21 protein-coding genes are annotated in these 20,169 nt (G+C 60.7%); 9 read left to right on the forward strand and 12 right to left on the reverse strand.

All coding sequences use genetic code 11. The annotated features are described in order from the left end of the window. Nucleotides 1-65: 65 nt before the first annotated feature. Together O3298_RS26130 and O3298_RS26135 are read left to right on the forward strand one after the other, a co-directional pair. Nucleotides 66-422 (forward strand): FKBP-type peptidyl-prolyl cis-trans isomerase, encoded by a 357-nt coding sequence (locus O3298_RS26130; protein ID WP_034782471.1) that lies wholly within the window; start codon nucleotides 66-68, stop codon nucleotides 420-422. A gap of 199 nt (nucleotides 423-621) precedes the next feature. After that, entirely contained in the window at nucleotides 622-876 is a 255-nt protein-coding gene (locus tag O3298_RS26135) for an acyl-CoA-binding protein (RefSeq protein WP_034782468.1), read from the forward strand. A gap of 138 nt (nucleotides 877-1,014) precedes the next feature. Here the strand turns inward: O3298_RS26135 and proX are convergent, their stop codons facing one another. The 4 genes from proX to O3298_RS26155 form a co-directional block, all read right to left on the reverse strand. Then, nucleotides 1,015-2,073 (reverse strand): glycine betaine/L-proline ABC transporter substrate-binding protein ProX, encoded by a 1,059-nt coding sequence (proX, locus tag O3298_RS26140; RefSeq protein WP_305060914.1) that lies wholly within the window; start codon nucleotides 2,071-2,073, stop codon nucleotides 1,015-1,017. A gap of 9 nt (nucleotides 2,074-2,082) precedes the next feature. Then, nucleotides 2,083-3,186, reverse strand: a complete 1,104-nt coding sequence (gene proW, locus O3298_RS26145) for a glycine betaine/L-proline ABC transporter permease ProW (RefSeq protein WP_289906358.1) — start codon at nucleotides 3,184-3,186, stop codon at nucleotides 2,083-2,085. After that, nucleotides 3,183-4,415 (reverse strand): glycine betaine/L-proline ABC transporter ATP-binding protein ProV, encoded by a 1,233-nt coding sequence (gene proV, locus O3298_RS26150; RefSeq protein WP_099668215.1) that lies wholly within the window; start codon nucleotides 4,413-4,415, stop codon nucleotides 3,183-3,185. The genes proW and proV overlap by 4 nt, the downstream gene beginning before the upstream one ends. Before the next feature lie 572 nt (nucleotides 4,416-4,987). Further along, nucleotides 4,988-5,272 (reverse strand): polyhydroxyalkanoic acid system family protein, encoded by a 285-nt coding sequence (locus tag O3298_RS26155; RefSeq protein ID WP_077400202.1) that lies wholly within the window; start codon nucleotides 5,270-5,272, stop codon nucleotides 4,988-4,990. A 200-nt stretch (nucleotides 5,273-5,472) separates the two neighbouring features. Here O3298_RS26155 and O3298_RS26160 point away from each other — a divergent pair, with 200 nt between their 5' ends. The 4 genes from O3298_RS26160 (at nucleotide 5,473) to O3298_RS26175 (ending at nucleotide 9,399) form a co-directional block, all read left to right on the forward strand. Then, complete coding sequence (locus tag O3298_RS26160; RefSeq protein WP_289899840.1) at nucleotides 5,473-6,870, forward strand: hypothetical protein; 1,398 nt, start codon at nucleotides 5,473-5,475, stop codon at nucleotides 6,868-6,870. Nucleotides 6,871-6,959: 89 nt separating this feature from the next. Further along, nucleotides 6,960-7,247 (forward strand): protealysin inhibitor emfourin, encoded by a 288-nt coding sequence (locus O3298_RS26165; protein ID WP_077400196.1) that lies wholly within the window; start codon nucleotides 6,960-6,962, stop codon nucleotides 7,245-7,247. A 332-nt stretch (nucleotides 7,248-7,579) separates the two neighbouring features. Beyond that, entirely contained in the window at nucleotides 7,580-7,903 is a 324-nt protein-coding gene (gene fdxA / locus O3298_RS26170; RefSeq protein WP_010395176.1) for a ferredoxin FdxA, read from the forward strand. A 275-nt stretch (nucleotides 7,904-8,178) separates the two neighbouring features. Continuing rightward, nucleotides 8,179-9,399: a polyhydroxyalkanoate depolymerase gene (locus O3298_RS26175; RefSeq protein ID WP_077400193.1), complete on the forward strand. Its 1,221-nt coding sequence runs from the start codon at nucleotides 8,179-8,181 to the stop codon at nucleotides 9,397-9,399. Nucleotides 9,400-9,464: 65 nt separating this feature from the next. Here the strand turns inward: O3298_RS26175 and O3298_RS26180 are convergent, their stop codons facing one another. The 3 genes from O3298_RS26180 to O3298_RS26190 all read right to left on the reverse strand — a co-directional run bounded on the left by O3298_RS26180 (nucleotide 9,465) and on the right by O3298_RS26190 (nucleotide 13,625). Then, nucleotides 9,465-10,148, reverse strand: a complete 684-nt coding sequence (locus O3298_RS26180; protein WP_305060915.1) for a DOPA 4,5-dioxygenase family protein — start codon at nucleotides 10,146-10,148, stop codon at nucleotides 9,465-9,467. A 42-nt stretch (nucleotides 10,149-10,190) separates the two neighbouring features. Continuing rightward, entirely contained in the window at nucleotides 10,191-12,755 is a 2,565-nt protein-coding gene (locus O3298_RS26185) for a TonB-dependent siderophore receptor (RefSeq protein WP_305060916.1), read from the reverse strand. A gap of 129 nt (nucleotides 12,756-12,884) precedes the next feature. Further along, on the reverse strand, nucleotides 12,885-13,625 hold the full coding sequence (locus O3298_RS26190; protein WP_305060917.1) for an ABC transporter substrate-binding protein: 741 nt from the start codon (nucleotides 13,623-13,625) through the stop codon (nucleotides 12,885-12,887). A 363-nt stretch (nucleotides 13,626-13,988) separates the two neighbouring features. On the opposite strand from O3298_RS26190, the gene rsxB reads away from it, so the two are divergent. Both rsxB and nth read left to right on the forward strand, forming a co-directional pair. After that, nucleotides 13,989-14,720, forward strand: a complete 732-nt coding sequence (rsxB, locus tag O3298_RS26195) for an electron transport complex subunit RsxB (RefSeq protein ID WP_305060918.1) — start codon at nucleotides 13,989-13,991, stop codon at nucleotides 14,718-14,720. Beyond that, nucleotides 14,717-15,364, forward strand: coding sequence for an endonuclease III (gene nth / locus O3298_RS26200; protein ID WP_034782448.1), 648 nt, complete (start codon nucleotides 14,717-14,719; stop codon nucleotides 15,362-15,364). The genes rsxB and nth overlap by 4 nt, the downstream gene beginning before the upstream one ends. 54 nt (nucleotides 15,365-15,418) lie before the next feature. On the opposite strand, the gene proB is transcribed toward nth, so the two are convergent. From proB to rplU, 5 genes are all read right to left on the reverse strand, one after another. Continuing rightward, nucleotides 15,419-16,537 (reverse strand): glutamate 5-kinase, encoded by a 1,119-nt coding sequence (gene proB / locus O3298_RS26205; protein WP_251349774.1) that lies wholly within the window; start codon nucleotides 16,535-16,537, stop codon nucleotides 15,419-15,421. Between the two features lie 27 nt (nucleotides 16,538-16,564). Further along, on the reverse strand, nucleotides 16,565-16,975 hold the full coding sequence (locus tag O3298_RS26210) for a hypothetical protein (protein WP_099379357.1): 411 nt from the start codon (nucleotides 16,973-16,975) through the stop codon (nucleotides 16,565-16,567). A gap of 12 nt (nucleotides 16,976-16,987) precedes the next feature. Further along, nucleotides 16,988-18,097 (reverse strand): GTPase ObgE, encoded by a 1,110-nt coding sequence (gene obgE, locus O3298_RS26215; protein ID WP_077400162.1) that lies wholly within the window; start codon nucleotides 18,095-18,097, stop codon nucleotides 16,988-16,990. Between the two features lie 113 nt (nucleotides 18,098-18,210). Continuing rightward, entirely contained in the window at nucleotides 18,211-18,483 is a 273-nt protein-coding gene (rpmA, locus tag O3298_RS26220) for a 50S ribosomal protein L27 (RefSeq protein WP_070219281.1), read from the reverse strand. A gap of 40 nt (nucleotides 18,484-18,523) precedes the next feature. Continuing rightward, nucleotides 18,524-18,835, reverse strand: coding sequence for a 50S ribosomal protein L21 (gene rplU / locus O3298_RS26225; RefSeq protein WP_305060919.1), 312 nt, complete (start codon nucleotides 18,833-18,835; stop codon nucleotides 18,524-18,526). Nucleotides 18,836-19,139: 304 nt separating this feature from the next. Here rplU and ispB point away from each other — a divergent pair, with 304 nt between their 5' ends. Beyond that, nucleotides 19,140-20,129, forward strand: a complete 990-nt coding sequence (ispB, locus tag O3298_RS26230; protein ID WP_099395339.1) for an octaprenyl diphosphate synthase — start codon at nucleotides 19,140-19,142, stop codon at nucleotides 20,127-20,129. Nucleotides 20,130-20,169 lie beyond the last annotated feature (40 nt).

Genomic DNA, 20,169 nt, shown 5'->3' on the forward strand with positions numbered 1-20,169 from the left:
GGAATGGCGCTTTGCAACTCATTGCTCTACAATCTGAAGCTTTCATCGCCTACACAAGGATAATCATGACCACCACCACTACCGCTTCCGGCCTGCAATACATCGACACCACCGTTGGCGAAGGCGCTGAAGCGCAAGCCGGCAACAATGTTGTCGTGCATTACACGGGCTGGCTGCAAAACGACGACGGCAGCGCCGGCGCGAAATTTGACTCGAGCAAGGACCGCAACGATCCATTCGAATTCCCGCTGGGCGCCGGCCGCGTCATTCAAGGCTGGGACGAAGGCGTACAAGGCATGAAAGTGGGCGGCAAGCGCCAGCTGATCATCCCGGCAGCACTGGGCTATGGCGCACGCGGCGCCGGCGGCGTGATTCCACCGAACGCCACCCTGATTTTCGACGTCGAACTGCTGGGCGTATAAGCACCGACTCCGCAGCGCTCAAGCGACTGTACCGACGCCGCCCCTGTTCACGCAGCGGCGGCGTTTTTGTTTTGAGTGTGTCCTCTAATGCACGGCGCGCTTTTTTCACTATGATGTCAGGCACTGCAGCACGCACGGTGGCCACTCCGCCGGGCCTGCCGCACTTTTCCAGCGATTCCATCAGCACACAGGAGCCATCATGAGTTTACAAGAGCAATTCGAACAAGCGCAGCTCGATTCCAAGACCCTGTCCGAGCGTCCGGACAATATGACCTTGTTGAAAATCTACGCCTTGTTCAAGCAAGCGTCGAGCGGCGACGCCACGGGCGAGCGTCCTGGCATGACCGACTTCGTCAACCGCGCCAAGTTCGACGCCTGGGCGGCCCTGGCCGGCACCTCGAAGGAAGAGGCGCAACAGCAATACATCGATCTGATCGAAGACTTGAAGGATTAAACCTGAAAACGTCTGTTTTGCAGAGAAACAGGCCGAAAACGGCTGAAAACTCACAAAAAACCACAAAAACAGGCTGAAAATGCAAAAGTGGCTACCGATTTGGTAGCCACTTTTTTTACGCCTGTCTCAGCCGCAAACTTACTTTTTCGCCGCCGCCAGCGCTTGCGCGATCCAGCCGTCAAACGTCTGCTGGTGGTACTTGATCCAGCCGGCCGTATGACGCGCGATATCGGCTTGCGTGTTTTCGCCGCGGCGCATGCGCTCGTTCTGCGCATTGATGTCCGCCACGGGCAATTGCATCACTTCGAACAGCTTGGCCGCGGCCGGATTCTTCTCCGCCCAGGCCTTGTTGGACACGATGCGCGCCGTGTTGACGGCAAAGCCGTAGTCGCTGCCATCGTCGAGACGGGTATTCACCTTGTCCGGATTGGCCGAGAACGGCACTTTCAGCCAGACCACGTCCTTGCCCGGCACCAGCACGCCGCTGACCCAGTACGGCGTCCACGTGTAGTACAAAATCGGTTCGCCGCGCTTGTAGCGGCCCAGGGTGTCGGCGATCAGGGCCGCATAGCTGCCCTGCACGTGCGTCACCGTCTTGCGCAATTTATACGCATCCATGTGGTTCTCGATCAGCGCTTCGCAGCCCCAGCCTGGGTTGCAACCGGTCAAGTCGGCCTTGCCATCGCCATCATGGTCGAACAGCTTGGCCAGGTTGGGATCGCGCAACTGGTCGATATTCGTGATGTTGTACTTTTCCGCCGTCGCCTTGTCGATCAGATAACCTTGCGCGGCAGGGCCCGCATACTGGCCCGTGCGCGACAGCTTGGCGTCGCCGCCCGCATTGTTATAGAAATCCTTGTGCATCGGGTCCCAGTGCACGGCCATGAAGGTGGCGTCACCGTTGGCAATGGCGATATGCGCCGTCGGGTATTCCACTTCCTTGATCGGCTGCACTTCGTAGCCCAGCTTTTCCAGGGCCTTGTCGACCAGCATGGTCTGGAAGGTTTCTTCCGCGATCGAGCTTTGCAGCGGCTGCACCTTGACTCCCTTGCCGGGCAACGCATCGGCAGCGGCGGCCGGCGTCTGCGCCATGGCCAGGCTGGTGGTCAGGGCCATGGCGGCGATCGCCAGGGCGGAAAACAGCTGGAACTTGCGTTGCGATTTTTGCGTCACTTTGAAATTGTCGATTTGATGCATGTGTATCCTTTATTGTGCGTTGGCCAGCGTTACTTGCTGTTCAACATTATTTTTCTCCGCATTGCCGCGCACCAGGCGCAGCACGAAACCGGCTGGACCCGTCTGGTACCAGTGGCGCACGCCGCGGCGTGGCTGGCCCATCGCTTGCGTCAAGCGGTCCAGGGTGATGGCCAGCAGCACGATGCCCAGGCCGCCCACGGTGGCCAGGCCCATGTCCAGGCGGCCGATGCCGCGCAATACCATCTGGCCCAGGCCGCCCACGGCGATCATCGAGGCGATCACGACCATCGACAGCGACAGCATCAGCGACTGGTTGATACCGGCCATGATCGATGGCATGGCCAGCGGAAATTGCACGCGGGTCAGCAACTGCCACGGCGAGGCGCCATAGGCGCGGGCCGCTTCGATCAGGTCGGGACGCACCTGGCGGATGCCGAGGTTGGTCAAACGCACCAGCGGCGGCAGGGCAAAGATGATCGTCACGATCACGCCAGGCGCATTACCGATACCAAACAGCATCACCACGGGCACCAGGTAGACAAACGCGGGCGTCGTCTGCATGGCGTCCAGCAGGGGGCGCAGGATATTCTGCGCGCGGTCGCTGCTGGCAAGGAAGATGCCCAACGGCAAGCCGATGGCCAGGCAGAACGCCAGCGACGTCAAGACCAGCGACAGGGTCGTCATGGCTTCCGGCCAGATGCCCAGCATGGACACCACCAGCAGCGCCAGCACGGTGCCGATGGCCAGGGTGCGGCTGGTAAATTGCCATGCCAGCAAGCCGATGATGGCGATCACCGTCAGCGACGGAGCGGCCAGCAGCACGCCTTCCACGCCGGACAGCACGCTGTCGATCGGCGCGCGCACGGCCTGGAAGAAGGGACGGAAATGCGCGACGACCCAGCCCAGGCCCTGGTTGATCCAGCTTTCCAGCGGCAGCGAGCCGTCGAAAATCTGCGTCAGGTGAAAGCCGGACGCATGTTCCGGCTGCACGGCAGGCGCGGCGGCGTCCAGCCAGGCAGTGCTGGCGTCGGTAGGCGGCGTCAGCGCCCAGGGATTGATTTGGGCGGCCTGTTCAACAACAGGTTCTACTGCGGAAACGGTGCTTGGGTTCATGCTTGTCCTTTCTGTTGTTGTTCGGCTATGGCTGGCGTGTCGCGGTCGAGGAACTTCAGCAAGGTTGTCTTGCTGATGGCGCCGCGGAAGCTGCCGTCATTGGCCACCACAGGGACGGCGTAAGGCAGTTGCGCCACTTGGCCGAACAGGCCGGCGACTGGCTCATCTGCATTGATGGTCTGCACGTCGGGCAGATAGGCATGTGCCAGGCCCAGCGGTCCGACATGGCCGTCGAGCGCACTGCGCAGCGAATCGGCCGAGACGACGCCGAGAAACTTGCGCTGCGGATTGACGACGTAGGCAAACGCGCGATCCTGCTCTTCCAGCATCGACAGCGCGGCGCGCGAGCCGCGGCTCGGCGACTCGGACACGACGATCTGGCTCTTGCGGGCAATATCGCTGGCCTTGAAGACGGCCGCCGCATCGACGCCGCGCACGAAGTTGCGCACGTAATCGTTGGCAGGTTTACGCAGGATTTCTTCCGGCGTACCCACTTGCACCACGTGGCCGTCTTTCATGATGGCAACGCGGTCGCCGATGCGCATGGCTTCGTCGAGGTCATGCGAAATGAAGACGATGGTGCGGCGCTTGATTTGCTGCAAGCGCAGCAGTTCCGATTGCATTTCCGTACGGATAATCGGATCGAGCGCGGAAAACGCTTCATCCATCAGCAGAATCGACGGATCGCATGCCAGCGCACGGGCCAGGCCCACGCGCTGCTGCATGCCGCCCGACAATTCGTCGGGATAGCTGGCGCCGTAGCCGTCCAGGCCGACTTGTTCCAGAGCTTGCTGGGCCAGCGCATGGCGCTCGGCCTTGGGCATGCCGGCCAGTTCCATGCCGAAGGCAGTGTTGTCGAGCACGGTAATTTGCGGCAGCAGCGCGAACGACTGGAACACCATGCTGATGTCCTTGCGGCGCAGGGCGCGCAGCTGGGCGTCCGGCAAGGTATTGATGTCGTTGCCGTCGATCAGGATGCGGCCGGCGGTCGGCTCGATCAGGCGGTTCAGCATGCGCACCAGGGTCGACTTGCCCGAACCGGACAGGCCCATGATGACGAAGATCTCGCCCGCTTCAATGGTAAAGGTGGCGTCGAAAACGCCGATGGTGCAGTCGGTCTGGGCCAGGATATCCTGCTTGCTGGCGCCCTGATGGACGAGTTCAAGTGCTTCTTCTGGCTTGTCGCCGAACACTTTGAACACATGGTCGATAATGATTTGTTTTGCCACGATGTGGTTCTCCCTCGATTTGACGAATGGAATGAAACCCAGCAAGCTGCCAGCTTGCGGCGGGAATCAGCAAACCCTGTTGCGTCGGCTACGCCACGGCGCAAAAGCGCACGGGAGCGACAGGAAACAGGGGGTGACACGCATGTGACCAGCGGATGGCCAAAGCCGGTGCCGGGGTGCCGTGTGCGTGCTAAAAGAGGCTGTGGTTCAGGACTTTTAACAACGCTAGCGCCATGCAAATACATGGCACCAAATGTATTTGACCGAAAAAAAATCGACCAAGCTACTTTTAACTGGATGCGGGTGTAAAACCCAATGAATTATTCACCACTCAGCGAGTGGGGAGTACTGCGAAGCAGATGGTGAAACGCGGTGTAGCTGTTGTAAATATGACTCAAGTATAACGCAAAAAGCCGCCAAAGTCCAATGGCTTTCCAAATAGAAATGTGCTAGCAATGTTCGCCAGCGTACAGTCAGACGTGAAAAAGGCGAAAAGCGACGTGTTTTCATCGTCTTTTCGCCCATCGCTGCGACACGTTTTCTAGCACCAAACATGGTGCCAGACAAGCGGATCAAACTGGCTCGGCAAACACCTTGCGCATCTTTTCGGCGATCTTGCCTTCAATCGTGGACGCGAAGGCGCTGAGCATGAAGCCCAGCTTGATTTGCAGTTGCGCCTGCTCTTTTTCCAGGGTCAGCGAACCATCGACGCCGCTGCGCTCGAAGCGCAGCACATCGCCATCCCAGGCGCACGCCAGGTCATACTCCTGGGCCAGCTTGTCGGCCACTTGCTGCGCCGCTTCGCGCGCCTTTGCTGCTGTCAGCTTATGTTGCTGAACTATATTTATATCCGCCATCAAACGATCCTTTTATTATAAAAACGGGTGCCATACGGCCAGCATCATACCAGCCGCCACGCGGCAGCCGCAGCCATGGGGAACGCCGGCACCCGGAAAAAACCGCGCTTTCTTGCGCCGCACTTGCGCCGCATCAAACCGCAACCACCGAAGCAGGCCGACTATCTCCATTCCAGTTGCGAGTGTCTTGGAGAGCTACCATGGACCAGAAAGTCATCGTGCCGGTCGAAGCCGTGCTGACCAAATGCGTGTCCTTGCCTGTCGGCTATGTCCCTACCCCCTCGGCGCCCTACCGCCTGCACCGCAAGAATGCGCAACTGACCCTGCAGCCGGGTCCGCCCCGGCTGACGGACGCCACGGTCCGCAACCTGGCCGCCGTGCCCGTCGGTTCGCGCGTGCTGATCTGGAAGCAAGACCCGTCCGTGAGCGAGCTGGGCACGCGCAAGTCCTTCCTGCCCGGCCTGATACTGCAAGGCCCGCGCGACGCGCGCATCACCTTTGGCGAGCCGGGCATCGCCCAGGTCAGCCCGAATGCCTTTGGCGACTTCATCGTCTCGCCCAACACCGACCAGTTCGACGCCGTGCACACCTTTGCCATCGTGCGCATGACGCTGACCATGTACCAGCGCGCGATGGCCAGCAACAATACGGCGCCGCCCCTGCCCTGGCAATGGAATAGCGCCAGCAACACGGCACCGCTGCGCGTGTTCCCGCACGGCTTGCCCAATGTCATGAACGCCTATTACAGCCGCAGCGACAAGGCCCTCAAGTTCGGCGACTTCATTCCCAGCGGCGCCACCGAGCGCGTCTACACTTGCCGCTCGCTCGACATCGTCTCGCATGAAACCGGGCACGCCATCCTCGATGGCCTCAAGCCGAATTGGCTGCTCAACAATAATCCACCGCAGACGGGCGGCTTGCACGAATCGTTCGGCGACCTGACGGCCATCTTCCTGGCCCTGTCGCAGCTGGACCAGGTCGAAGCCGTGATCGCGCAAACCAAGTCCGACCTGCACGACAAAACCTTCCTGGCCGACCTGGCGGAACAGTTCGGCCTGGCACTGGGCCGGCCGAACGGCTTGCGCAATGCCGATAACGACATCAAATTGTCGGAGGCCGGCACGGAAGTGCACGCCATCTCGCAAGTGTTTACAGGCGCTATCTACGACATCCTGGCCGACATCTTTGCCCACGAACGCCAGCCCCAGCTGGAAGATGACGCAGCCGTGCTGCACCGTTGCGGCGACTACCTGCGCAGCCTGGTCTTGCGCGCCCTGGTAGCGTCCCCCGACCAGGCGGCCACGTACGCCGACGTGGCCGGCCACATGCTGACCCTGGCGCAAGCCGACGGCTTTACCAGCTACCTCGATTTCATCCGCAACAGCTTTACCGTGCGCGAAGTGCTCAAGGACAATGCCATGACGGAGGATGGACAAATGACCTTTGCCCCCGATGTCATCGACGAAGCGGGCGCCGTGCAAGACAGGCGCGCCTGCTGCGGTACCATGAACCATGCGGAATACAGCGAATCGGATCAATTGCTGGAAGCGGAGCGCGAAGCGCTGGCGGCCTGGTGCCGCAGTTACGCCCCCCGGTAAACGCCCTGCGCCGCAAGCCCGCCAGCGGTCAGCCGCAGGCGAAGGCATGCCGCATCATTTCCCCACCACCGTCCCCAAGAAGGAGCAGCATGAAAATTTCAGCCCGCAGCAGCGGCGGCTTTGCCGGCCTGAGCGAACAGTACGACATCGATACGCAAGCCCACCCGGCCGGCCCCGGGCTGGAAGCGGCACTGGCCAGCAGCGGTTTTTTCACGCACCCGCAGGGCACGGGCGAACAGGTGGGCGCCGATATCCCCCATTGGCAGATCACCGTCGAGGCACCGGCCGCGCGCCGCACCATCACGTTTGCCGAAGATGGCAGTGCTGAAAATGCACGTTGGCAACAGTTGCTGACGCAAATACGCGCCAGCGCCTGATTGTTCCGGCACTTATTTTTACCGATCTTGATTTGGGTAAAACAAAAACACCACACGGCGAGCTACCGCCTCGCCCGTCCTGCTCCCTGCAGCATCGGGCGACTGTCGCTTTCTTGCCGCGTTCTTCATGGTAACGTCCCGGATAGTCGCTGAATTGCACGCTCTGCGCGGCAACGGCGCTGCCAAAAAATGAATTTGCTTATATGTATTGTATATAAGCGGGATTTGTGAGAAATAGCGAATTGCCTTAAAATACAATGCTTTGCTTTAGTATGCGCCGCCGAGGTTCCTGCAGGCGCTACAGCACCTCCCCCCAAATTGATAGGACTGTTATGACCCACGTTGTCACCGAATCCTGCATCGCCTGTCGCTATACCGACTGCGTCGATGTCTGCCCGGTAGATTGTTTCCGGGAAGGCCCGAACTTCCTGGCAATCGATCCGGACGAATGTATTGACTGCGCAGTCTGCGTGGCAGAGTGCCCGGTGAACGCGATTTTCGCGGAAGAAGACGTGCCGGGCGACCAGCAAGCCTTCATCAAGATCAACGTCGACCTGGCCCGTAACTGGCCTTCGATCACCAAGACGAAGGCTGCCTTGCCGGAAGCCGAGCAATACAAGGACGTCAAGGACAAACTCGACATGCTGGTGCGCTAAGCGCACGGCACTTGCCGCGGCGTTTCCGGCGGAGACACTGTTCTCCGCAGGGGCGTGGCGGCGAAAAAATGTACAAAAAGCAGCGGAAACGCTGCTTTTTTTGCTTTTAGAGCATCGTTGCAGGTCTATCCACGCAAGTGTGGCGCGCTGTCACACCAAAGCGCAAACTGTGGACCTATGCGCGGTAATGCACATTTTGTCCTCAACAAATATCGTAAAATTGGATTATGATATTTGAGCCGATATTGGCGCTTGGAATTAAACAAGGACTATATATGCTTTACCAACTGCACGAACTGCAACGCTCCTTCCTCACTCCGGTGATGCAATGGGCAGACATGTCCTCCAAGTTATTTACCAACCCGGTTTCTCCACTGGCCCACACCCCGTTTTCGCAACGCATCGCAGCCGGCTACGAGCTGATGTACCGCCTTGGCAAAGACTACGAAAAACCACAATTTGACATCAAATCCGTTCTCGTCCAAGGCGAGAACGTCGACATCCGCGAACACGTTGTCGTGACAAAACCGTTTTGCCGCCTGATTCACTTCAAAAAAGAAGCCACTGGCTTGCAACAGCCCAAAGTTTTGCTGGTTGCCCCCCTGTCCGGTCACCACTCGACCCTGCTGCGCGATACCGTGCGCGGCTTGCTGGCCGAGCACGATGTCTACATCACCGACTGGACGGACGCGCGCATGGTACCGCTGACGGAAGGCCCGTTCCACCTGGACGACTACATTTATTATGTGCAGGAATTCATCCGCCTGCTGGCGCCTGACTTGCACGTCATTTCCGTCTGTCAACCGACCGTGCCCGTGCTGGCTGCCATCTCGCTGATGGCGACGGCCAAAGATCCGCACATGCCGAAAACCATGACGATGATGGGCGGCCCGATCGACCCGCGCCGTTCACCCACGCAAGTGAACAACCTGGCGACGGAAAAGAAATTCTCGTGGTTTGAAAACACCGTGATCTACGCGGTGCCGCCGAACTACCCGGGCTTTGGCCGCAAGGTATATCCGGGCTTCCTGCAGCACGCCGGCTTCATCGCCATGAACCCGGGCCGTCACGCGCAAAGCCATCGCGAGTTCTACATGCACCTGGTGACGGGCGACGACGAGCCGGCGGAAGGCCATCGCCAGTTCTACAACGAGTACAACGCCGTGCTGGACATGCCGGCCGAGTACTACCTGGAAACCATTAAAACGGTTTTCCAGGAATTCAGCCTGCCGATGGGCACGTGGAAAGTGGGCGGCCAGCTGGTGCGTCCGCAAGACATCACGAATGTGGCGCTGTTCACCGTAGAAGGCGAGCTGGACGACATTTCCGGCGCCGGCCAGACGCAGGCGGCGCATGACCTGTGTTCCGGCATCCCTGCCGAGATGCAGCAGGATTTCGTGGCGCCAAAATGTGGCCATTATGGCATTTTCTCGGGCCGCCGCTGGCGCGAAATCATTTGCCCGAAAATCGGCGAATTCATCCAGAAACATTCCTGATCCGCAGTATTTCAGGCAAAACGGCACGCCAGGCTACCCTGGCGTGCCGTTTTTTTATGCCCGGCTCATGCGCGTGACGTTTCGATCTTCACCGTCGGGCGCGTATTGACAAAGATTTGCTCGACTCGCGGCTCGCCCGGCCCCGGTTTCTTCATCGCATAGCCATTCACGGGCTGCGAGCGGTTCACCCACAGCGCGTAATACAAATGGTCGGCGCGGGGATCTTCCGTGTTCGGGTGAATCAGTATCGTCAGGCCCAGGCTATTGAGCTGCAGCCACGGCACGATGACGGGCAGCAAGTCATTCGTGAAGCCAAAGTAAAACGACGGCGTCACGTGCGGGCCGCGCGGCTCCAGGTTCCAGTCGCCCAGTTCGATCTGGAAACGCTCGGCCGCCCACTTGCGTATCAGCGCCGCCTTTTGGTAACTGTCTTCGTCAAAATAGATATGCGCGTGATAACTCTCGATATCCGTGTAAGCACGCGGCTTCGCCGGCAAGGCTTCCTCGCCGGGCCGCACGCTGACGGGGCGCGGCGTGGGCGCCGTGTCCGTATGCTCGCCCCACGGGCTCTTGCCCGGTGCTGGTTTGGCGCGCTTGACGGCGCCATCCTGGGCCAAGGCCGTGCCGGCCAGGCCCGAAGCGGCCAGCGCCGCCACCAGGCCGCCGCCGCGCAAGACCGTGCGGCGCTGCGGTGAGAGGAGATTGGCCCATTCCAGGTCGATGGCCGCGTGTTGAGTGTTGTCAGACATAGGATTTCCTGTTCTTGATTATGAGTATGGAGAGAAGGCAGATCAAAAGTGAACGGTGGCGCGGGCGTAGTAATAACCGCCCAGTACGCCCAACGGTCCCGAGTTGTCATACGCGCCCGTGTACTGCGCCAGATTCGCGGCGCTGCGCGCTTCCCGCGGCACCTGGCCCGGTTTCTGGTCGAAGACATTGTTGGCGCCCACCGTCACGCTGATGCGCTTGCTGATGTCGTAGCCGACGCTGACATCCGTCACGAAGGCGGCTTTCAGCTGGTAATCGCCGCCCGTGATGGCGTTCAGGCGCTTGAGCTTGCCGTAGCGCGTCTCGCGCACGTTGAACGTCCAGCCCGCCTTTTCATACGCCAGGGTGACGATTTCCTTGTCGCGCGGCGCCCGGTACAGCAAGTCGTACTCGGCCGATTTACTCAGGGTGCCGATATTCGGCAAGCCTTGCAGCACCGTCGGCAAGGCCGCCTTGCCGACCAGGCTCGTGTGGTTGATATTCGCGGCCGCCGTCCAGCGCAGCTTGCCATCGGCCACGCGCAGCACATCCTCGGCCGTCAAGTCGATGCCGCGCGTGCGCGTGTCGCCCACGTTGGCAAAGTAATGCGCGACGAGGCCATTGCCTACCGTCAAACCCGCCGAGCGCAGCAGGTTTTCGATCACGCTTGCTTGCGCGGCCGTCAGTGGCCGGCCACTGCCGTCGAGCGCCACGCCCGAGCTGCGGTCGATGCCGATGTTCGACGACACGCCCAGGCGGTCGCTGACCTTGATTTGATACGCGTCAACGCCCAGGCGCAGGGTGGGCGTAGGATTGAAGGTCAGCCCGGCCGACAGATTCGTCGATTTTTCCGGTTTCAGCGCTTGCGCGCCCAGGGCCCGCGCTGCGGCCGAGTTCGGCTGCGCCAGGGTATACGGCACGCCAGCATGGTCGGAGGTGTTCGAATACGATTGCGTCACCAGGCTCGGCGCATGGAAACCATTGCTGACGGTGCCGCGTACGGCGACCGTGGGCGTGACGTCATAGCGGGCGGACAAACGGCCCGTCGTCTTGCTGCCGAAATCGGAATATTTCTCAGCACGCAGCGCCGTGTCGAGCAACAATTGCGGCGTCAGTTTCGCGCCCAGGCCGATATACGCCGCATAGCTGTGGCGCGCCGTGTCCGAGGCGTCGACGGGCAGGTAGCCGGCCAGCGCCGATGAGCCGCTGCCCTGCCAGGAAGCGGGCTCACCCGGGCTGCGTTGCTGCGTTTCATGCGAATACTCGAGACCGACGCTCAGGTCGGCTGGCTCGCTCAAGCCCAGCGGCACGGGACGGCGCGCGTCGGCGTTGGTGGTCGAGCGGCTGTAGCGCTGATTGCCGATGGTGAAATCCGTCTTGCCACCTGGATAGCTCAACGAATAATTGGCCGAGTGTTCCACGCCCACGTCGATATCGTCGCGTCCGTAAGTACTGCTGATATCCCAGTTCCAGCCGGCCATCTCGCCCTTGACGCCGCCCGTCAGGGAAAAATCGTTTTCGCTCGTCGTTTCATACGGCGTGAAGCCGTCGGGATATACGGAAAGCAAGCCTTTGTTGTTATTGAAAATGGTATTGGGCAGACGGAAATTCTGCGCCGAGCGGGCATTGCGGTGCGCATACGTGCCGAAGCCATACAGTTGCACCTGGTTCGACACGTCATAGCCGAAGTTGGCGCTGAGCGAAGCGGTCGTGCTTTGCGGCACGCCCGTATTGCGCCACGGATTGCTGTTGCGGCTTGCTTCTGCCGGGTTCGGCGAGGCGCCGGCCGGCAAGCTGTTGTTCGGTCCCAATTTCACCAGCTGGCCATCGCTGTTGCGCACGGCCGGATACGACAGGTAGCCGGGATTCAGGCCGAAATTGCGCACGGCGATGCCCTGGCGCTGGACTTCGGCGCCGAAGTGGGCAAAGCCGTGTTCGCCCAGGCGCGTGCCGCCATCGATGCGCACGGAACCGTTCGTGCCGTCGCCGTCGTAGGTGGAACCGAGTTGCGTGCTGAAGCTGCCCTTGTCATCCGCTTTCAGGATGATGTTGATGACGCCGGCAATGGCGTCGGAACCGTAGATGGCCGAGGCGCCGTCGCGCAGGATTTCCACGCGGGCAATGGCGCCCGTGGGTATCAGGGCCAGGTCGGTGGCGACGGAACCGGGAAAACCATCCTCGTTGACGATGGCCGTCGTATGCCGGCGCTTGCCATTGACCAATACCAGGGTATGCGACGGGTCGAGGTTGCGCAATTGACCGGCACGCACGATGCTGCCCAGATCCGGCTGCACACGGGCCGGCAAGTTGAACGACGGCAAGGCCGTATCCAGCGCATCGAGCAAGTTCAGCTTGCCCGTGGCTTGCAATTGCTGCGCGCTGATCACGTCGATGGGGGCGGCGCTGTTGGCCACCGTGCGGCCCGTGCCGCGCGCCCCCGTGACGATGACGGTGTCATACGGCGCGGCGGCCAGTGCGCCAGCGCCGTCCGGCGCGGCCTGCGCGTGGACCACGCCAGGCGCCCCCAGCAGCAGTACGGCGGCGGAGACGGCGTGCGCCAGTTGCCGCAAACGCGGGGCGGGGTCATGCTTGTGAATCGGTTCCAGCATACGAAAACATCCTTTCAAAGTCGTCAACACAGTGGCTGCAGACTAAAGGATGGACAAACAAACAAGAACGAATGGTTTCGTATTTAGATATTTCGTTTTGGCAACTAACAACAGCGGCGGTGCGCCGTGTCAGGGAGTCGCCGGGGCGGTCGCCAGGCTCTGGTCGAGCCGCTTCCAGTAATCGCGTTCCAGCCGGGCCGTATCGATATCGCGCGCCGCCTCGCTGAAGCGTTTTTGCCACGCCGCCCCCCCGGCATCGCGCTGGAAGCACACATGCACGGGACGCTCCTTGAAGACGGTATCGATGACGGCGATGCGTTCGCGCTCGGCCTTGCTGAAGTTGCGCCCCATCAACAAGTGCTGCAGGACATGGCGCTCGATGACGATCACGCGGTAACGCTTGATGAACAGTTTCTTCAGATTCGTCGCGTCGTTCAAGCCTTCTTCCGTCTTCAGCTCGCCGCGCGCCACCATGCCGTCGAACTGTTCCCCATTCGAGTAGCCGGCCACGGTGCCGATGCGCAGCTTGCCCAGGTCGGCCAGGCTGGCGCCGGGCACGCCGTCCTCCTTCAGGTAGGCCAGCACACCCTGCGTGTTACCAACCGGAACAGAAAAGTGGCAGAGTTTTTCCCGTTCCGGCGTGCGCCACACGGCCAGAAACCCGGCATAGCGGGAACTGGCCAGGCCAAACTGCATGGCGCGCTTCCAGGGAAAATAGTCATATTTGACCGTATAGCCGAGACGCTCGAAAACGGCGCTGACCATGGTGCCCGACATGCCATCGGCCGGCAGGCTACGGGAAATAAAGGGCGGCCAGTCTTCCGCCGCGAAGCGGACGATGCGCGAACTGGCAGCGCCCGGCGCCGCCATGGGGGAGCTAGCCTGCCCGTGTGCAAGGGCAAGTGCAGAGTGCATGAACAAACAGAAGGGCAAACCAACTGTCCGGAGGAAACGCATGTTTGGCTCCTATGGCCTGGCGCACCTTGCAATGCAGGCGCGGCAACAGGACTGGCGGTCGGCTTTTTTTGATCACTGGCTTGATAAAAATCATGCTCCCACAAAAAAAAGAAATTGCAAAGTTGTTTATTTGCACTTTGACATTCCCACGGGAAATAAAATACGATTGCGGCGCGCCTGCAACAGGCTGTCATGGCGCCGGCTATCCCCTCTCGCGCAACAGGTTTTTACTTGTGCGCGCGCCGGATGGCCGATAATGGCGTTTTGCCGTGGAAGATGACCGTGCCGCACCCTGCCCCTCCCTCACTTGCCGACCAGATCGAAGACTTGCTGCCGCAAACGCAATGCACCAAATGCGGCTACAACGGCTGCCGCCCGTATGCGGAAGCGATTGCCGCCGGCAGCGCCGACATCAACCAGTGCCCGCCGGGCGGCGCGCAAGGCATCGTGCGCCTGGCCGGCTTGCTGGGCAAAAAAGTCATCCCGCTCAATCCCGTCAACGGCCTCGAACGTCCGCGATCTGTCGCCTACATCGACGAATCGCTGTGTATCGGCTGTACCCTGTGCATCCAGGCTTGCCCGGTGGACGCCATCGTCGGCGCCGCCAAGCAGATGCATACGGTGGTGACAAGCCTGTGCACGGGCTGCGACCTGTGCGTGGCGCCCTGCCCCGTCGACTGCATCGTCATGTACCCGGTCAGCGGCGACGCCACGGGCTGGGATGCCTGGAGCCAGGCAGAAGCAGACGACGCGCGCGCGCGCCACGATTTCCGCACGCAGCGCCTGCGCCGCGAAACGGAGGAAAACGAAGCGCGCCTGGCTGCCAAGGCCGTCGCCAAGATGCGCGAAGTGACGCAGGAAGTGCCCGTCACGCCCGACGAACAGGCGGAAAAGGAACGCAAGCGCGCCATCATCGCCGCCGCCATGGAGCGCGCGCGCGCCAAGGCCGCTGCCGCCAGCACGGATATCCCCCAGCCAGCCCCAATCACCCCGAAAAAAGACGCATGAACGCCGCCAAACGCCTGGAAATCTTTACGCGCTTTCGCGCCGCCAATCCTTCCCCGAAAACGGAACTCGACTACACGACGCCGTTCGAGCTGCTGATCGCCGTGCTGCTGTCGGCACAGGCGACGGACGTGTCCGTCAACAAGGCGACCCGCTTGCTGTATCCGGTCGCCAATACGCCAGCCACGATACTGGCGCTGGGCGTCGACGAGCTGGCCAGCTACATCCGCACCATCGGCCTGTTCCGCACCAAGGCGAAGAACGTCATCGCCACCTGCCAGATCCTGCTTGAGCAGCACGGCGGCGAAGTGCCGCGCGACCGCGCCTCGCTGGAAGCCTTGCCCGGCGTGGGCCGCAAGACGGCCAACGTGGTCATGAACACGGCGTTTGGCGAACCGACGATGGCCGTGGACACGCATATCTTCCGCGTCTCGAACCGCACCGGCATCGCGCCAGGCAAGAATGTCGATATCGTCGAGCAAAAACTGCTGAAATTCATCCCCAAGGAATTCCTGCACGACGCCCACCACTGGCTCATCCTGCACGGCCGCTACACATGTACGGCGCGCAAGCCCCAATGCTGGAATTGCATGATTGCCGACCTGTGCGACTACAAGGACAAGTCGCCGATGCCGGCCGTGGTGTAAGGCAAAAAAAACGGCCCGCGAGGGCCGTTTTTGTCATTCGCAGCAAGCGGACGCTTACAGCAACACCATATTGTCGCGGTGGATCAGCTCATGGCCTTCCATGTAGCCGAGAATCGCTTCGATCTCGGTGGACGGCTTGCGCATGATGCGGCGCGCTTCACCGCTCGTGTAGTTGGACAGGCCGCGCGCCACGGGCACGCCATCCACGTCGACGCAGGTGATGACGGCGCCGCGGCCGAATTCGCCGTTCACGCCCGTCACGCCGATCGGCAGCAGGGACTTGCCTTCCTGACGCAGCTTTTGCACGGCGCCAGCGTCCAGCACGACGGCGCCGGCCGTGTGCAGATGATCGGCCATCCACTGCTTACGCGCCGTCAATTGCCCCGTTTGTGCCAGTAACTCCGTGCCGATCGCTTCGCCCTGGGCCAGGCGGCTGAGCACGTCGCTGTCGCGGCCCCAGGCGATGATGGTGTGGGCGCCGGACTTGGCGGCGCGCTTGGCGGCGAGGATTTTCGTCAGCATGCCGCCACGGCCCAGGCTGCTGCCGGCGCCGCCGGCCATCGCTTCCAGGGCCGGATCGCCGGCGATGCCTTGCGTGATCAGGTAGGCGGTCGGGTCCTTGCGCGGGTCGGCCGAGAACAGGCCGTGCTGGTCCGTCAGGATGACGAGCGCATCGGCTTCGATCAGGTTCGCGACGAGGGCGCCCAGCGTATCGTTGTCGCCGAACTTGATTTCATCGGTGACGACCGTGTCGTTTTCATTGATGATCGGCACCACGCCCAGGCGCAGCAGGGTCGTCAGGGTGGAGCGGGCATTCAGGTAGCGTTCGCGGTCGGCCAGGTCGGCGTGCGTGAGCAGCACTTGCGCCGTGCCGAGGCTGTGGGCGCGGAAGCTGCTTTCATAGATTTGCGCTAGGCCCATCTGGCCGACGGCGGCGCAGGCCTGCAATTCGTGGATATCGGTGGGGCGCTGCTCGAAACCGAGGCGCAGCATGCCTTCGGCGATGGCGCCGGAACTGACGAGCACCACTTCCTTGCCCAGGGCGCGCAAGCCGGAAATCTGCGCAGCCCAGCGCGCGATGGCGGCATGGTCGAGCCCGCGGCCATCGTTGGTGACCAGCGAAGAGCCGACTTTGATGATGATACGGGTAGCTTTTTGAATCACGGAATCCATGGGGCGGCGCTCTTCACTTAATAGACGTCAGCGCGCAGGACGCAGCAGCAGCAAGGCCAGCCCCGCCGTCAGCTCCATTGCGCACATGAACAACACAAAACCCTGGGGCAAGCCGAAGCTGATGGCCGCGAACAGACGGCCGGCGGGCTGCGCCAGGAGCAACATTGCTGTGATATCGCCGAGGACAGGCGGTTCGCCCTGCCGTGCCGCGAACAGCGCCAGGAGCGCGGTAGCGCCCCAGACACCGACATGCGTGGCGTAGAACTGGCTGTAGCCATTGACGCCATTGAGGAAGATGCCCATGCCGGCCGCCATTTCATCGGCGAACAACAGGCAGGCGACCGCGCTCAGCCCGTAAGCATACGCGATCAGATGCAATACACGGCGCTGCCACGCTTGCTTGCGCGCTGGCGCGGCAGCGGCCGTCTGTACCGACATCAGGGTAAAGCCTTAGTCGAGGATCTTGAAACGCGGATCATCCGGGTCGATCGACGAGATACCGCGTGCTTCTTCGGTCATCTGCGTCTCTTCGGCACGGCTTTCGCTGTGTTTCTTCGCTTCCAGATGCTGGTAAATCGCATTCACCAGTTCCGGGCAACCTTGATGGTTCAGCGCGGAAATCTCGAAGACGGGACCTTTCCAGGCGAAACGCTTGAGGAAGTCCTTGACGATCTTCTTGCGCTCTTCTTCCGGCACCATGTCGAGCTTGTTCAACACCAGCCAGCGCGGCTTGTCGACCAGCGACTCGTCGTACTTCTTCAATTCCTTCACCAGCGCCTTGGCTTCCTTGACAGGATCGACGTTGGTTTCGAACGGCGCCAGGTCGACGATGTGCAACAGCAGACCCGTACGCTGCAAGTGACGCAGGAATTGATGGCCCAGGCCCGCGCCTTCGGAAGCGCCTTCGATCAAGCCGGGAATATCGGCGATCACAAAGCTCTTCTCGTGCGACACGCGCACTACGCCCAGGTTCGGGTGCAGGGTGGTAAATGGGTAATCGGCAATTTTCGGGCGCGCGTTCGAGACGGCCGAAATGAAGGTCGACTTGCCGGCGTTCGGCATGCCCAGCAGGCCCACGTCGGCCAGGACTTTCAGTTCCAGGCGCAGTTCGCGGCGTTCGCCTTCCTTGCCCTCGCCTTTTTGGCGTGGCGCGCGGTTGGTCGAGGACTTGAAGTGGATATTGCCCCAGCCGCCTTCGCCGCCCTTGGCCAGCAATTCGATCTGGCCGTGTTCGGTCAAATCGGCCAGGATTTCGCCGCTCGCGTTGTCGATGATCAAGGTGCCCACAGGCATGCGCAGGTGGATGTCATCCGCGCCCTTGCCATAGCAATCTGCGCCACGGCCAGGCTCGCCATTGCGAGCCTTGTGCATTTTGGAGAAACGGAAATCGACGAGCGTGTTGATATTGCGGTCGGCGACAGCCCAGATGGACCCGCCCTTGCCGCCATCGCCGCCATCGGGACCGCCGAAAGGCCGGAATTTTTCACGGCAGAAAGATGCGCAGCCGTTGCCGCCATCGCCCGCGATGACTTCGATTTTTGCTTCGTCGATAAACTTCATAATTTTGCCGCCATAAAACTAAAAAGGCTCTACCTTGGGCAGAGCCTTTCGATTGAAGGCTTGCGCCTTACATCATGCGATCATGGCGGAGCGAACTGGCGCTCCGCGATGAATTACGCTGGTACTGCTTCGTTTGGTACAACGGTCACGAATTGCTTCGAGCCAGCACCTTTGACAACGAACTTCACTTTGCCCGCGATCAGCGCGAACAACGTGTGGTCCTTGCCCATGCCTACGCCTTCGCCGGCGCGCACTGGGGTGCCGCGTTGACGAATGATGATGCCGCCAGCGTTGATAGCTTGGCCGCCGTAGACTTTAACGCCCAGACGTTTTGATTCTGAATCACGGCCGTTTCGCGTTGTGCCGCCGCCTTTTTTATGTGCCATTTAAGACTCCTTGATAGCTGATTAATTCAAACAGCGGCGATTAGCCGTTGATCGAAACGATTTGGATTTCGGTAAAATTCTGGCGATGGCCTTGATGCTTTTGGTAGTGCTTACGACGACGCATCTTGAAAATTTTGACCTTATCATGGCGACCATGCGCCACAACCGTAACCAGTACCGTTGCACCTTCGACCAATGGAGCACCAAACTTGATGCTGTCGCCCGCGCCTACTGCGAGCACTTGATCGATGGTGACTTCGGAACCAATGTCTGCCGGTATCTGTTCTACTTTAAGTTTTTCGCCAGCGACAACTTTGTATTGTTTGCCACCGGTTTTTATGACCGCGTACATGATTTGAAACCTCATCAAATGTTGAAAGAATTTGTCCCACTGCCATGAAAAGCAAGCCGTGCACAACAGGGGGAACCAGCGATTATACACGGACTGAGAAATTGCGTCAAAAAGTATTCACAAAGCTTGACGATCGTGGTATGTCGACAACCTGACCATCATGTCAGGCTTGCGCCAGGCGGACAGCAAAACGCGCGCCAGTGCCAAGCAGATCAATCAATTGCCCTACAGTCATAGGCAAACGTCACGCACGCGCAAGCCTTGTCGTATAATCGCGGCACCCACAATCTAATGCAGGTTCGCCTTGTCTGACGCTAACAAACACGTTAACCAAAACACCATCGTGCAAACGATTGCCGCCGATATGGACGCAGTCAATACGGTGATCCGCCAAAAGTTGCACTCCGATGTGATTCTGATCAACCAGATCGCTGAATACATCATCAGCGCAGGCGGCAAACGCATCCGTCCCGTGCTGATCTTGCTGGTGGCCAATGCCCACGCCTATCGCGGCACGGCGCACCATGAACTGGCCGCCGTGGTCGAATTCATCCATACCGCCACCCTGCTGCACGACGACGTCGTCGACGAATCGTCGATGCGCCGCGGACGCCAGACGGCCAACGCCCTGTTCGGCAATGCCGCCTCGGTGCTGGTGGGCGATTTCCTGCACTCGCGCTCGTTCCAGTTGATGGTGTCGCTGAATAATATGCGCGTCATGCAAATCCTGTCCGACGCCACCAACGTGATCGCCGAAGGCGAAGTGCTGCAGTTGCTGAACATGCACGATCCGGACGTGACGCAAGACAGCTACCTGAACGTCATCCGCTCGAAGACGGCCAAGCTGTTCGAAGCGTCGGCGCAACTGGGCGCCCTGATCGCCGGCGCCAGCGAAGACGATATCGAAGCGGCTGCCGAATACGGCCGCTCGCTGGGCACGGCTTTCCAGCTGATCGACGACGTGCTCGACTATGCAGGCGACGCTGCCGAAATCGGCAAGAACGTGGGCGACGACTTGCGCGAAGGCAAACCGACCATGCCGCTGATCTGGCTGATGGAAAACGGTACGCCAGAGCAACGCGAACTGGTGCGCAGCTGCATCGAGCAAGGCGACGAACAGCATTTCGACGCCGTCCTGACGGCCATCACCAGCAGCGGCGCCCTCGACTACACGCGCAAGCAGGCGGAAATCGCCGGCCAGCGCGCCGCCGATGCCATCGCCGGCTGGCCGGACAGCGTCTACAAGCAATCCATGCTGCAACTGTGCTCGTTTGCCGTGGACCGCAATCACTGATCGCGATTTGCGCTACAGCAAAGACAACGGCGCCGATGGC

It is taken from the genome of Janthinobacterium sp. SUN137, assembly GCF_030587265.1.
Taxonomy (GTDB): Bacteria; Pseudomonadota; Gammaproteobacteria; order Burkholderiales; family Burkholderiaceae_D; genus Janthinobacterium; species Janthinobacterium kumbetense.

What these genes read in the sequence shown, in the direction of transcription:
- O3298_RS26130 (WP_034782471.1), top strand. Translation starts at nt 66, where the DNA reads ATGACCACCACCACTACCGCTTCCGGCCTGCAATACATCGACACCACC.
- O3298_RS26135 (WP_034782468.1), top strand. Translation starts at nt 622, where the DNA reads ATGAGTTTACAAGAGCAATTCGAACAAGCGCAGCTCGATTCCAAGACC.
- proX (WP_305060914.1), bottom strand. Translation starts at nt 2,073, where the DNA reads ATGCATCAAATCGACAATTTCAAAGTGACGCAAAAATCGCAACGCAAG.
- proW (WP_289906358.1), bottom strand. Translation starts at nt 3,186, where the DNA reads ATGAACCCAAGCACCGTTTCCGCAGTAGAACCTGTTGTTGAACAGGCC.
- O3298_RS26155 (WP_077400202.1), bottom strand. Translation starts at nt 5,272, where the DNA reads ATGGCGGATATAAATATAGTTCAGCAACATAAGCTGACAGCAGCAAAG.
- O3298_RS26160 (WP_289899840.1), top strand. Translation starts at nt 5,473, where the DNA reads ATGGACCAGAAAGTCATCGTGCCGGTCGAAGCCGTGCTGACCAAATGC.
- O3298_RS26165 (WP_077400196.1), top strand. Translation starts at nt 6,960, where the DNA reads ATGAAAATTTCAGCCCGCAGCAGCGGCGGCTTTGCCGGCCTGAGCGAA.
- fdxA (WP_010395176.1), top strand. Translation starts at nt 7,580, where the DNA reads ATGACCCACGTTGTCACCGAATCCTGCATCGCCTGTCGCTATACCGAC.
- O3298_RS26175 (WP_077400193.1), top strand. Translation starts at nt 8,179, where the DNA reads ATGCTTTACCAACTGCACGAACTGCAACGCTCCTTCCTCACTCCGGTG.
- O3298_RS26180 (WP_305060915.1), bottom strand. Translation starts at nt 10,148, where the DNA reads ATGTCTGACAACACTCAACACGCGGCCATCGACCTGGAATGGGCCAAT.
- O3298_RS26185 (WP_305060916.1), bottom strand. Translation starts at nt 12,755, where the DNA reads ATGCTGGAACCGATTCACAAGCATGACCCCGCCCCGCGTTTGCGGCAA.
- O3298_RS26190 (WP_305060917.1), bottom strand. Translation starts at nt 13,625, where the DNA reads ATGGCGGCGCCGGGCGCTGCCAGTTCGCGCATCGTCCGCTTCGCGGCG.
- rsxB (WP_305060918.1), top strand. Translation starts at nt 13,989, where the DNA reads ATGACCGTGCCGCACCCTGCCCCTCCCTCACTTGCCGACCAGATCGAA.
- nth (WP_034782448.1), top strand. Translation starts at nt 14,717, where the DNA reads ATGAACGCCGCCAAACGCCTGGAAATCTTTACGCGCTTTCGCGCCGCC.
- proB (WP_251349774.1), bottom strand. Translation starts at nt 16,537, where the DNA reads ATGGATTCCGTGATTCAAAAAGCTACCCGTATCATCATCAAAGTCGGC.
- O3298_RS26210 (WP_099379357.1), bottom strand. Translation starts at nt 16,975, where the DNA reads ATGTCGGTACAGACGGCCGCTGCCGCGCCAGCGCGCAAGCAAGCGTGG.
- obgE (WP_077400162.1), bottom strand. Translation starts at nt 18,097, where the DNA reads ATGAAGTTTATCGACGAAGCAAAAATCGAAGTCATCGCGGGCGATGGC.
- rpmA (WP_070219281.1), bottom strand. Translation starts at nt 18,483, where the DNA reads ATGGCACATAAAAAAGGCGGCGGCACAACGCGAAACGGCCGTGATTCA.
- rplU (WP_305060919.1), bottom strand. Translation starts at nt 18,835, where the DNA reads ATGTACGCGGTCATAAAAACCGGTGGCAAACAATACAAAGTTGTCGCT.